Source organism: Exiguobacterium sp. s57, from assembly GCF_018617685.1.
GTDB classification, from domain to species: Bacteria; Bacillota; Bacilli; order Exiguobacteriales; family Exiguobacteriaceae; genus Exiguobacterium; species Exiguobacterium marinum.
The window spans coordinates 438,068-450,856 of sequence record NZ_JACSKR010000001.1 but is presented as its reverse complement, the minus strand read 5'-3'; the positions used below and the strand labels follow the sequence as shown (position 1 = coordinate 450,856).

Below are 12,789 nucleotides of genomic sequence, written 5' to 3'. Positions count from 1 at the left end.
CATATGACTGAAGGAGTGAACAAATTGAATATTTTAGTAGTCGGAATTGGTGATGTGGCCCAAAAAGCATATCTGCCAGTGTATGCCGGATTGAAAGACGTCAACGTATACCTCGTTTCAAGGGATAAACAGAAGCTCGACGCTATGCTGTCAACGTATCGTTTCCAAGGTGGATACACTGACCTTAAGGAGGTGACGATGTCAGAGATGGATGCTGTCATGATTCATTCGACGACATCAGCACACTTTGAACAAGCCGAGTACTGTCTTCTTCAAAAGAAACATGTCTTCATTGATAAGCCGATCACGTTCATGCTTGAAGAGACGGAACGGCTTGTCATGTTAGCCAAAGAAAACGATGTTCATCTCGTCACCGGCTTCAATCGACGATTTGCGACTGCGACACAAGCGTTGAAAAAGATCGGACAAAAGAACATGGTGTTCATTCAAAAAAACCGAACTTATAAACCGGCGACGCTTCGTGAATTCGTCATCGAGGATTTTGTTCACGTCGTTGATACACTCCGCTATCTAACCGACCTTCGTCCGGTCGAACGGTTGCGTGTCACTCCGCGTTATGACGGCGACGTTTTGAAACAAGTGGTGATTCACTTCACTGCAGGTGGGATTGAAGCAATCGGTTGGATGAACCGTGATAACGGTTGCACCGAGGAAGTGATGGAGGTCATGTCTCCGAATGTGAAGCGTGTCAGCCGTGACGTCGAGCGGATTGTGGATTATGGACCCGACGGGGTGAGAGAATGGGCACTCGACCCGTGGGAGTCGAACTTGAAACGTCGCGGATTCATCCACATGGTCGAAGAGTTCATTCGGTTAGTAAACGGGGAACCGAATACGTCGGTCATTGCCGAGGATAGTCTTGAGACGCATCGACTGTGTGAAGAGATACTCACACATGTGCAGTGAATCGTCTGTTTCTGTCAGATTCAGAGCGGGTAAAAACTCGATAACCCGATAAAAGGAGGCGATTTTGTTGGATGTTCGTGAACTGATTATGCAAATCAATGACTATTTATGGTCGTACCTACTCATCTTTGTCTTGATTGCCGGAGGACTTTATTTTACGATTCGGATGGGATTCGTTCAATTTCGAATGCTACCTGAAATGTTTAAACTGCTATTTGTGAAAGGACTCAAGCATGAGAAAGGTCAGGTATCTTCCTTCCAGGCGTTCGCAATCGGGACGGCAGCTCGTGTCGGTACGGGAAACATCGCCGGTGTGTCGACCGCCATCGCATTAGGAGGTCCTGGCGCCGTGTTTTGGATGTGGCTCATCGCATTGATTGGAGCGGCATCAGCATTCGTCGAGAGTACTCTCGCCCAAGTATATAAAGTGCATGATGGCAAAGCTTGGCGTGGTGGACCAGCATATTACATCGAGCGGGCATTAGGGGAGCGCTGGTTAGGGATCGTCTTTGCCATTTTGATTACCTTTGCATTTGGATTTGCTTTCAACTCGGTACAGGCGAATACGATTGCGCTCTCTGTGAACAATGTATTTGAGATTGATACGATATGGGTCGGGCTGATTTTAGCCGCCCTCACTGCAATTGTCATTTTCGGCGGAATTCGTTCGATCTCGACTTTGTCGGGAATTATTGTACCAATCATGGCGGGTGGTTATATCCTACTAGCGATTTGGGTCGTCCTCACGAATCTTGATGTAGTGCCACAAGTATTCTCGGCCATCTTCTCAGAAGGTGTCCTCAGTTTCCAACAACTGTTCGGTGGAGCGGTCGGAGCAGCTGTCCTTCAAGGGATTCGCCGTGGATTGTTCTCGAACGAGGCAGGGATGGGTTCAGCACCGAATGCCGCCGCAACGGCTGAAGTTAGCCACCCTGTCAAACAAGGATTGATTCAATCGCTCAGTGTTTTTGTCGATACATTATTCATCTGTACGGCGACGGCGATGATTGTCTTGATTTCGGGTGTGGAAGGTTCTGAGGCGTTTCAAGGAATCGAGCTTGCCCAAGAGGCGCTCCTCGTTGAGATCGGTCCGATAGCAACGACACTCATGACAGTTGCGATTCTTCTTTTTGCTTTTAGCTCGATCTTGGCCAACTACTACTATGGAGAGACGAATATTGAATTTATTTCTGAAAAAAAACGATATCTCATCACTTACCGGATTGCTGTTGTCGGTATGGTCATGTTTGGTTCGGTACGCTCGGCAGGACTTGTCTGGTCGATTGCGGACATCTTCATGGGGTTGATGGCACTTGTCAATATGTACGCGATTTTCCGATTAAGTACAGTTGCTAAGACGCTCCTCGATGATTATATACTCCAGAAGAAAGATGGCAAAGACCCAGAATTCTTAAAAGATGATGTAGATTTACCTGGCAAGGAGCATATTGAAGCGTGGGAAGCAAAAAAAGAAGAAATCAGTTGAACGATATATGGGAGTGCTTCCGATTCAGGGAGCATTTTCTCCATTCACTTATTATTATTTCAGATACCGTATTTATTTTAATTAAAGAAAGTAGAGAATTATTATGAAACAAGTAATCTTGACAATCGTCAAGCGATTTTTTGTAGAACGATTTTTTGATCAAGCTGCTATGTTAGCCTATTACTTCATTCTTTCTACATTCCCGTTCTTGTTGTTCGTGTTGGGGATTGTTGGACTTTTACCTTTTTCAAGTGGCGATGTGATTCAAGCATTGTCGCTCATTATGCCAGAAGCAAGTTATCGTCTATTAGAAGGAAATATCGAGGCGATTTTTGACAATTCAAAATTGAAATTGGCATCATTCAGTATCTTACCCGCACTTTGGATTTCATCGATTGCTGTCCAGTCATTAGTCCGGGCCTTGAACGATGCCTATCGGGCAGTCCGAAACAAGGCGTTTTGGAGAGGGATTTTACAGGATATTGCCATCACGTTAGCACTCATGTTTGTGCTTCCATTTTCTTTGCTCGTACCGGTGATTGAGACGGCGCTACGCGAGGTATCTTCGTATATCCTATTCATCGATGAGATTGTCACAACCTATGCTCAAATTTGGTTTTACTTTAGATGGATTATCGGAACGAGTCTTCTATTCATAGTATTCGTATTCGTCTATAAGTGGTTGCCAAGTGTTGTTGGTACTTTCAAGAATAGTTGGGCTGGAGCAGCATTTGCGACTCTCGGAATACTAGTTGTGTCAAATGTGTTCAGTTACTATTCACAGTTTGCGAACTACGAACAGTTTTATGGACAACTTGGAGCGTTCATCGTCTTATTGATTTGGTTTTATCTAGCAGCCTCTGTGATCTTACTCGGAGGCCTCTTAAATGCGACACTGATCGAGAGGGAAGAAAAACTTCGTTAGACTTGTAATTATTAGTTATCATTCAAAAGAATAGGGAATGGTAACGTAAGGTCACATCATCTAAGCGGAGGTGGGAAACATGAATATGCAACGGCTCGTTCACAATCGTCGTTTCATCGATCAATCATTGTTTTACCTCGCCTTACATCTGTGGAAGTGGATTTTACTATTACCTGTTTTATTCTATTTGAACGTATCGTTTCAGCAATCACCATTTTCGGAGTACTTGATGGTCAGTATCATCCTGTATCTCATGTTTCGAGTCATTCAATATGTCGTCGCCAGTCGTGCTTCTTTCATGGAGTTAGTGGAATTCGGATATGCGATCTTGTCACTCTTACTCGTCTTTTCGTTCTTGATGGAGATTGGGTCGCCGCCAGTCGCCATTGCATTGATTGGCATAGTATACTTGAGCCATCCTATGCTAGCGCTTCATCACTATCAGAATTTCTCAGAACGGAAATGGCTGAACAAGCAGTTCCAACTATTTAGCCCGATGTTACGGCAAGGAGAAGTGCCAGTTCACGTTCTAGTATTGACGGAAGATGAGATTGTAATTACTGTAGAGAGTGGTAAAGAGTTTACGTACCGTCATATATATTGGGGCGGTTTTTATGTAGAAAATCCTTCCTAAAAGGTGGTTACACAGTTGTTTAGCGGATTCGATAATGTGATTGTCATTCTATTTTGGATTGCGACATTCATTGCGTTCTTTAAAGGAGCGTATGATATGTGGCGTGAGTATCGATCAACGAAAGAAAAATCAGTGCTCTATTATTTGATCGCATTGATCATTACTTGGTTTTGGTTCAACCCATACGAACTGGTCGCGCTTCATCCGTTCGTATTGATGGCGTACTATTGGAATCGGAACAAATGGATGCGTAACGCGATGCTCGTATTAGTGCTCGTTCCATTCGTGATTCGTGTATGGTTAATAGCCGCTTCCATGTAAAAAACTCGGTCCCTTTAAGGGAACCGAGTTTTTGTTTGTGGTATTATTCTTTTTTCGCAGCTGCCAATTCAGCTTCCATTTCGCCGAATTCACGAGTAATGCGTTTTTGTTCTTTCTGGCTTGTAAAGTTACTGACAAGTACGATTGCCAACATACTTAAGAAGAAGCCAGGGACCATTTCGTAAAGGACAGTTGAGAGTCCAGTCACAATCCAAAGAATAACTGTGATGGCACCAACGAGGATACCAGCGAGGGCACCTTGACGTGTCATCTTCGTCCAATAGAGTGACAAGAGAATTGCTGGTCCGAAAGCTGAGCCGAATCCAGCCCATGCATATCCAACGAGTGTCAAGATTGTGCTAGATGGGTTGAGAGACATGAGTGTTGCTACGAACCCGACGACCAAGACACCGATACGACCGGCGCGTACCATTGTTTTTTCACTTGCTTCTTTGTTGAAGAACTTACGATAAAAGTCTTCTGTTAAAGCAGACGACGTAACGAGCAATTGTGACGATACGGTCGACATGACCGCTGCAAGAATCGCAGCTAATAAGAATCCAGTGATGAACGGGTGGAACAAGACTTCAGAGAATTGAATGAAGACTGTTTCTGGGTCACCAAGCGGATTTCCTTGACCGCGGAAGTATGCGATTCCGACGAAACCTGTCATGACGGCACCAATAATCGATACAGTCATCCAGCTCATTCCGATACGACGAGCTGTTTTCAAAGATTTCACATCACGAATGGCCATAAAGCGGACGATGATGTGCGGCTGACCAAAGTAACCGAGTCCCCAGGCGAGGAGACCGATAATCCCAAGTGTTGTCGTACCTTTAAATAAATCAAACAAGTCGGCATTGATTGCTGTTGCAGAGTTGACAGCAGTGTCTACTCCACCGAGATCTGTTAATGCGACGAAAGGAACGAGCACGAGTGCCAAGAACATGATGACGCCTTGGGCGAAATCCGTCCAACTAACTGCTGTAAACCCACCGAAAAGGGTGTACAAGATGACGACACTGATTGTGACGATGACACCTGTCTGATAGTTTAATCCGAATGAGCTTTCAAACAACTTCCCGCCAGAAACGAGTCCGGCTGACGTGTAGAACGTGAAGAAGATGATGATGACGGATGCGGATAGGATCCGTAGCCAGTTCGAGTGATCTCGGAACCGATTCTCTAAAAAGTCTGGAATCGTAATCGAATCGTTCGCCATCTCTGTGAAGACGCGAAGTCGTGGAGCAACTAACAAGTAGTTCAAGTAAGCTCCGATGACCAATCCAACGGCTAACCAAATTGCTGATAGTCCAGTTGCATACATTGCACCTGGTAGTCCCATTAACATCCAACCACTCATATCCGAAGCCCCGGCTGACATGGCTGTAACTCCTGGCCCCATTTTACGGCCACCTAACATATAATCTGATGAATCGGTCGTTCGCTTATACGCGACGTATCCGATAAGAAGCATCATCACGAGATAAAGCGCGATTGATACCCATTCTTGCCATAGCATTGAATTACCTCCTATTAAGTTAAAAAAATCTATCTCATCAACTCGTTCGCGATTGTGTGAAGTCGTCACACAGTCAAATACAAAAGTTGAAAAGGCGAACTTGTGGTTTACCTTACAGAACCTTTGGAATGATTGCAAACTGTCATCTTTTCATAAAAACGGCTCTAAAGCCTATCATATCAACGGATAAGAGCAAATTTCTTTCATTAAAAAGTTTAAATATTCTGAATATTTGAAATGCTAAAGACTTGTTGTTGTAACATTAATGTAATATTAAATGATGTCTTTTCAGAAAAAATAAAAAAGAGCATAGATTAAATGCTCTTTCTCATCATTATTGAAATGCTGTCTCTTCAACGAGTCGCATCGTCGGGAATGTCTGCCCAGATTTTGCTTGCATTGTGACTAAGATATACGTCTCTTCTTCATGTTGCATGATGAACACCATCGTATAACCGGATTCGTCGGTGTAACCTGTTTTAGTAGCCGTCACGTATTTCGAATAGTTAATGCTTCTCTCATTAACAGCGGATCCGAGATGATACCACCAACGCCGTTTGCCGTTTCCGTCAATGTCGTCAAATTCAGCTTTGTATTCATAAGTCCCGGCAATTTCAACAAGTTCAGGGTATGTACTGAATGCGAAGGCAATTTTAGCCATGTCGTTCGCCGTTGTATAATGATTCGGATCTGAGTATCCGTGTGCATTCATAAAGTGAGTGCCAGCTAATCCTAAAACTTTCGCACGGTCGTTCATTAATTGAACAAATGCTTCGGTAGACCCACTCGTATATTCCGCTAGACTATTCGCAGCATCATTTCCCGATTCGAGAAGAGTAGCATATAAAGCCTGGCGTACCGTCAATTTATCACCAATTGTGAGATGGGCGATGTGACTATCCCATGGAATGTCGAGTGTAGATGCTTGGATGGTGATAACTGATTGATCGAGCTCGTCTGCGACGGATGCTTTTTCGTAGGCGAGCAGTGCCGTCATCAGTTTGGTTGTGCTCGCTGGGAACACGCGATCGTCTGCGTTCTTATCGATTAAAATTTCCTGCTTCGTCACATTGATGAAGGTCAAAGCTCCAACGGAAATGTCATCGTTTGATAATATAGTTGATTCACTGGGATGCCATGACCCCATCTCAATATTCGGAAAGACAGGACCTTGTTTCATCGGTTCCATTTTCGGAGCGGCTGCCTCTGCAGGTGTTGGTGATTCCTTGTCTTGTTTAAATCCGACTAAGGTCGGGATCATTGCGATGATGCTGAGCAACACAACCGCTGCAATCATTCGTCGCATGATGTACGTTCTTCTTCGGTGTCTCCTTTTACGGGTCAACAAAAGTCCCTCCTTTTATCATTACTCATTAAACATAATAGAAAATGCTCTCTTTTTTCGCTATTAAAATAAAGAACTAGGTCAATGATTGATGAGGAAACAATGAAGATTTGGGTAAAGACGTAGAGATACTACTATGAGAGGAGAATTTACCATGCATCGTTATCCGTTCACGAATTCTATTTGGCGACAGCATGACACGGGGCCCTTGTATCCCTCGTTAAATGTTTCAGAATCAGCTGACGTCGTAGTCATTGGAGCCGGGATTGCCGGACTTGTCTGTGCTTATGAGTTGCAGAAGCGAGGGAAGCAAGTGACGCTTTTAGAAGCGTTAGAGATTGGTCATGGTACCACTGGTCATACGACGGCCAAATGTTCTGTTCAACACGGGTCGATTTATCAAAAATTGATACGACACTTCGGTGAAACGGTTGCGCGTCTTTACTACGAATTCAATGCTGAAGCACTTGTCTATTTACAGAATCAAGTAAACGAAGGATTCGATTGCGATTTTTCTTTGGAACATTCGTACTTATATGCGACGGAACCAAATGACGAACTCGTAAAAGAACTCGATGCTTACCGCCGTCTAAAGATTGATGGGGGAGAAGCGACAGAGGAAGTGAATCATGCACTTCCATTTACAATCGAACAAGCTTTAGTAATTCGCAATCAAGCACAGTTTCATCCCGTCAAGTACTTACGTGAATTAGCTGAACGCTTTGTCCGACTCGGCGGAAATATCTATGAACAGACGAGGGCGATGGAAGTGAGTCAAGGTCCACGACCGATTGTCACGACTGCTACAGGAAGACGGGTTCAGGCAAATCAGGTCGTGATTGCGACCCATTATCCGTTCAATGACCTACGTGGGCTATACGTGTCTAAATTTTCAGTAGAGCGCTCCTATATCGTTGCTTGTGAAACGGATACAGATCCGCTGAAAGGGATGTATTTAAGTATCGATCACAACAGTCGATCGTATCGGTCATATGTTGATAATGGAAAAACATATTTACTAATTGGTGGAGAAGGACATTTAGCGGGACAGGTGACGGACACCCGAAGTCGTTATGATCGTCTGGAGAGCGATGCCCAACATCATTTTGGAACGAATCGGGCGACGTATCGTTGGTCTTCTCAAGATCTCATCACATTAGATTCCCTCCCGTATGTAGGACAGATGTTTAAGCGGGAACCAGATATCTTCGTGGCGACAGGATTTTTAAAATGGGGTATGACTAACGGAATTGCTGCCGGAATATTGTTAGCTGATCAACTCACGAATCGTCCAAACCGTTTTTCAGAGTTGGTGTCACCACTCCGGACAACTGTCAAATCAACAGACCTCCCTGCATTTTTAAAGACAAACCTCGACACCGCCACACAATTCACGAAAGGAGCGGTCGAACGGGTGCTCGAACAACAAGATGTTCAAGATCTTCAGCTAGATGAAGGTGGAATCGTGCAAGTGGGTCATCGCACAAAAGGGGTATACCGAGATTTAGAAAACCGTTGCCATGTTGTCAACCTGACCTGCACACACCTCGGTTGTACAGTGAAATGGAACAATGCGGAAAGGACATGGGATTGTCCTTGTCATGGATCGCGGTTCGATACAAAAGGAGCCGTTCTGGAAGGACCTGCTACAAAACCACTCACCTATAGCAAGCGAGAAGATTTGTAAACTGGTGTAGGCGAAGGTTGATAGCTATAATAAAGTAGAAAGAGAAAAGAATAACACAGAGGGGTGACTGACAGATGGAAGTAACAAAAGAATGGCGTGATCATTTTAAACAACTCCGGGCATTTGATGAAGCAATTTCTCTCTTATATTGGGATATGCGTACACAAATGCCGGAACATTCGGCACCGTTACGGGCAGAAACGATCGGATATTTGTCGACCGAGGCGTTCAAACGACAAACGAGTGAATCGTTTGCTTCTTTATTGGGACGGATGACTGAGGAAGAGGGGCTATCTGATATCGAAGTGCGTTCACTTGAAGTTGCAAAAACGCAATATGAACGAAACGCAAAGATTCCTCATGATGAGTATCAAGCTTACGTGACGCTTGTCTCTGAGGCGGAAACGGCATGGGAGAAAGCAAAAGACCAAGACGACTGGGACATGTTCGCTCCTTATTTAAAGAAAATCATCGGATTCCAACAAAAATTTGCGGAATATTTCGGTTATGAGAAGCATCCGTACGATGCACTGCTTTATGACTTCGAACCCGGTATGACGGTTGAACTCTTAGACGAATTGTTCGCCTCGCTCCGAGACGAACTAGTTCCCCTCATTCAGCAACTCCCGAATGAATCGTTCTCCATGGACTGGTCGATGCCGGCAGACGTTCAAGAGAAAATTTGTCACGACTGGATGAATGTTGTCGCCTACGACTTGTCGCGCGGGCGTCTCGATGCGACCGTGCATCCATTTGAGATCACAATCAACCGTCGTGACGTCCGAATCACGACGAAATATGATGAAGCCGATTTTCGGAATGCGTTGTTCGGTACGATGCACGAAGCGGGGCACGCGACGTATGAACAGCAAATCGACCCAGCCCTCGATGAACTCGGTTTAGGAGGGGGTGCATCAATGGGAATCCATGAATCGCAGTCGCTCTTCTTTGAGAACTTCATTGGACGCAGCGAGGCCTTTTTACGGCGTGTCTATCCGCAACTCAAACAACTGCATCCAACATATGCTGATATCGACTTCGATACATTCTATCGTGGGGTGAATGAAGCCAAGCCATCCCTCGTTCGAATCGAGGCAGACGAGTTGACGTACAGTCTCCACATCATCATCCGTTACGAGCTTGAGAAAGCGCTCATTCAAGGAACATTATCCGTAGATGAGCTGCCAGCGGCGTGGAACGAAAAATATAAAGAGTATCTTGGTCTCGATGTGCCGTCGAATGCCAAAGGGGTCCTTCAAGACGTCCATTGGGCAGGTGGTTCATTCGGTTACTTCCCGAGCTATGCCCTCGGGTTGATTTATGCGGCGCAATTGACGGAGGCTTTGAAGTCCGACCTTCCTCAATTCGAGACACTGATTCAAGATGGTGAGATTGAGCCGATAAAAGCATGGCTACAGGAGAATGTCCATCAATATGGAAAACGTCTAACGCCGAATGAACTTATTCGACAAGTGACCGGTCAAGAAATCTCGGTGCAACCTCTTGTTCGCTATTTGACGGACAAGTATCAGACTGTTTCCAAATGAGGCGATTCGCGCATCGTGGTGTGATGGCACTTCGACCTGAGAATACGATGTCGGCGTTCAGACTCGCGCTGGATACGGGGGCAGATGGAATCGAAACAGATGTTCATTTGACCAAAGATGGTGAGCTCGTTCTCATTCATGATGAGACACTGGAGCGAACGACGGACGGGAGCGGTATGGTGTCTTCATACACACTCAACGAACTGAGAAGGTTTAACGCCGGAGTTCAATATTCTCAACAAGAGGTCATCCCGACACTACAAGAACTTCTCGAACTTGTGAGTGATGAATCAATCCGATTAAATCTTGAGGTGAAGACCGATGTCCTTCGCTACGAAGGGATTGAATCCCGCATCATCGATACAATCGAAATGGCAGGAATCAACCCGTCGCGTATCCTTTTCTCTTCATTCAACCATGAGACGATTCATCGGTTGAAGCAAATGCGTCCAGATATCGAGTGTGCGATTTTATTGGCACAACCCTTATATGACCTTGTCGGATATCTTAAATTTGTGGGAGCCGACTCGGTCCATCCACATATCAATCGCATCACAGATCAAGAAATCGAATGCTTAAAACAACATGATATTCCTGTAAGACCTTATACAATCAAGACAGCTAGTGAAATGAAGCGCTGCCTAGCTCTTCAAGTCGATGCCATTTTTGTGAATGATATCGAATGGGCAAATCAAACCTCTTAGTCGCAGACTAAGGGGTTTTACTTTATCGAGATTGGGAATCTAAAATAGTGTAGAGGTTGCGCTTTCATTCCATAACATATCGGAGCACATTCAGGACATAATGTCCCCTTTACGTCACTGTCGGATTGTCTTAAGTTTAAGATGTCACCGAGCTACATAGCAATCAGATGTAGCACGCCATGTAGCACTGCATCACACTTGTTGTATGCAAGTCATAGGTTACCGTAGAAAAAAGGAGGATATTTCACATGAAGAAGTTGATGTCTTTACTTGGTACACTAGCACTGGCTTTCGCGTTCATCTTACCGGTTAGCGCCGATGGACATGAAAATGCGATGGTCCGTGTGCTACATGCTTCACCTGATGCACCGGCAGTTGACGTGTATGTGGATGGGGAAGTCGCGGTCGAGGGAGCAGAATTCAAAGACCTCACTGACTACTTGACTCTTCCTGCTGGAGATTACAACGTCGAGATCAAGCCAGCAGGTGACGCAGAAACAGTCGTCGTTGCAGCAGACCTTTCAATCGAGGCAGGCAAATTCTACACAGCTGCTGCGATTGGACAACTTGAAAACATCGAAATCGCTGCAATGGAAGACGATGCGAACTTCGAAGACGGTAAATCAAAAGTTCGCGTTGCTCACTTCGCACCGGATGCTCCAGCAGTTGATGTAGCACCTAAAGGTGGGGACCCACTATTCTCAAACCTCGAGTTCAAAGCAGTAAGTGATTACGGCACACTCGATGCCGGCACGTATGACCTTGAAGTTCGTCCAGCGGGGGCGACCGATGTCGTCAAAGCACTTGATGGTGTCGCACTCGAAAGTGGTATGAACTATACGGCATTCGCTATCGGACTCCTTGAAGGAGAACCAGCGTTTGAAGTACTCCTCGCTGCAGATGGCGGAGAAATGGCGATGGCTCCTGAGACTGGACAAGGTGGTCTCGCTCAAACAGCATCAATGAACTGGTTGCTCGCAGCAGCGGTAGTTGGAGCTGCAGCGGCAGGATTCTACGTCTTTCGTCGTCAGAAGCAAGACGCTTAAGCTCATCTTTTTAGGAACCATCACATTTTTCCTGTTGAGTGCTCAGGCCGATGCACCTGATCGATCATTCGTCATGCCGATGGCTGACTTCGGTAAACCAATCGTCTTGACGTCAAAACAGGTCGATCGTCAATCCTTTCATTCGAATAGTTTTGTCCCGTCCCGGCTTGTGATTCCATCAATCGATGTTGATGCATCGATTGAAGCAGTCGGGAAGGATGATGCTGGACGGATGGATACTCCGGCTGACGTAAATCAAGTTGGCTGGTATCAATACGGTGCGAAGGCAGGCGCAACAGGAAATGTTGTGTTATCCGGTCATCTCGATGACTTGAACGGTCCCGCCATCTTTTCGAACCTTGATCAACTTCCAATTGGAGAAGTGGTGACGCTCCAAAAAAAGGGTCAAGTCGCAACATATGAAGTCGTCAGTGTAAAACAATATCGCCTTGAACAAGTTCCGCTCGCTTCGATTTTTGCGGCCACTCAGGCAAAACGGATTCAACTGATTACTTGCGCGGGACCATACGATGAGAAGCTAGGATATCGTGACCGGATCGTTGTCACAGCACACTTGATTGAAACGAAATAAACAAAGGAGATGCGAATCAAAGATTCGCATCTCCTTTTAAAGTAAAACAG

General features: G+C 45.3%; 12 protein-coding genes. 10 read left to right on the top strand and 2 right to left on the bottom strand.

Annotated elements, in window-relative coordinates; all coding sequences use genetic code 11:
* Positions 1–24: 24 nt before the first annotated feature.
* From KNO98_RS02295 to KNO98_RS02275, 5 genes are all read left to right on the top strand, one after another.
* Positions 25–927, top strand: coding sequence for a Gfo/Idh/MocA family protein (locus tag KNO98_RS02295; protein WP_214698656.1), 903 nt, complete (start codon positions 25–27; stop codon positions 925–927).
* Positions 928–994: 67 nt separating this feature from the next.
* Complete coding sequence (locus tag KNO98_RS02290) at positions 995–2,413, top strand: alanine/glycine:cation symporter family protein (RefSeq protein ID WP_026825929.1); 1,419 nt, start codon at positions 995–997, stop codon at positions 2,411–2,413.
* Between the two features lie 103 nt (positions 2,414–2,516).
* Entirely contained in the window at positions 2,517–3,338 is an 822-nt protein-coding gene (locus tag KNO98_RS02285; protein ID WP_214698655.1) for a YihY/virulence factor BrkB family protein, read from the top strand.
* Between the two features lie 79 nt (positions 3,339–3,417).
* The gene (locus KNO98_RS02280) at positions 3,418–3,972 is read left to right on the top strand and encodes a hypothetical protein (RefSeq protein WP_026825931.1); all 555 of its coding nucleotides are present in this window, start codon (positions 3,418–3,420) and stop codon (positions 3,970–3,972) included.
* 15 nt (positions 3,973–3,987) lie between these two features.
* Positions 3,988–4,293 carry a hypothetical protein gene (locus KNO98_RS02275; protein WP_026825932.1) on the top strand — a complete coding sequence of 102 codons (306 nt, stop codon included), beginning with the start codon at positions 3,988–3,990 and terminating at the stop codon, positions 4,291–4,293.
* A gap of 43 nt (positions 4,294–4,336) precedes the next feature.
* Here KNO98_RS02275 and putP read toward each other — a convergent pair whose 3' ends face one another.
* Positions 4,337–5,818 carry a sodium/proline symporter PutP gene (gene putP / locus KNO98_RS02270; protein ID WP_026825933.1) on the bottom strand — a complete coding sequence of 494 codons (1,482 nt, stop codon included), beginning with the start codon at positions 5,816–5,818 and terminating at the stop codon, positions 4,337–4,339.
* A gap of 334 nt (positions 5,819–6,152) precedes the next feature.
* Positions 6,153–7,124, bottom strand: a complete 972-nt coding sequence (locus KNO98_RS02265; RefSeq protein ID WP_051545973.1) for a D-alanyl-D-alanine carboxypeptidase family protein — start codon at positions 7,122–7,124, stop codon at positions 6,153–6,155.
* A 193-nt stretch (positions 7,125–7,317) separates the two neighbouring features.
* Between KNO98_RS02265 and KNO98_RS02260 the strand changes: the two genes are divergently transcribed.
* From KNO98_RS02260 to KNO98_RS02240, 5 genes are all read left to right on the top strand, one after another.
* The gene (locus tag KNO98_RS02260; RefSeq protein WP_214698653.1) at positions 7,318–8,850 is read left to right on the top strand and encodes an FAD-dependent oxidoreductase; all 1,533 of its coding nucleotides are present in this window, start codon (positions 7,318–7,320) and stop codon (positions 8,848–8,850) included.
* Between the two features lie 74 nt (positions 8,851–8,924).
* Positions 8,925–10,397: a carboxypeptidase M32 gene (locus KNO98_RS02255; RefSeq protein WP_214698651.1), complete on the top strand. Its 1,473-nt coding sequence runs from the start codon at positions 8,925–8,927 to the stop codon at positions 10,395–10,397.
* Entirely contained in the window at positions 10,394–11,101 is a 708-nt protein-coding gene (locus KNO98_RS02250; protein WP_214698650.1) for a glycerophosphodiester phosphodiesterase, read from the top strand. Before KNO98_RS02255 ends, KNO98_RS02250 begins: the two co-directional genes overlap by 4 nt.
* 248 nt (positions 11,102–11,349) lie before the next feature.
* Positions 11,350–12,147, top strand: coding sequence for a DUF4397 domain-containing protein (locus KNO98_RS02245; protein WP_026825938.1), 798 nt, complete (start codon positions 11,350–11,352; stop codon positions 12,145–12,147).
* Positions 12,092–12,739, top strand: a complete 648-nt coding sequence (locus KNO98_RS02240) for a class F sortase (RefSeq protein WP_251129433.1) — start codon at positions 12,092–12,094, stop codon at positions 12,737–12,739. The genes KNO98_RS02245 and KNO98_RS02240 overlap by 56 nt, the downstream gene beginning before the upstream one ends.
* Positions 12,740–12,789: the final 50 nt, after the last annotated feature.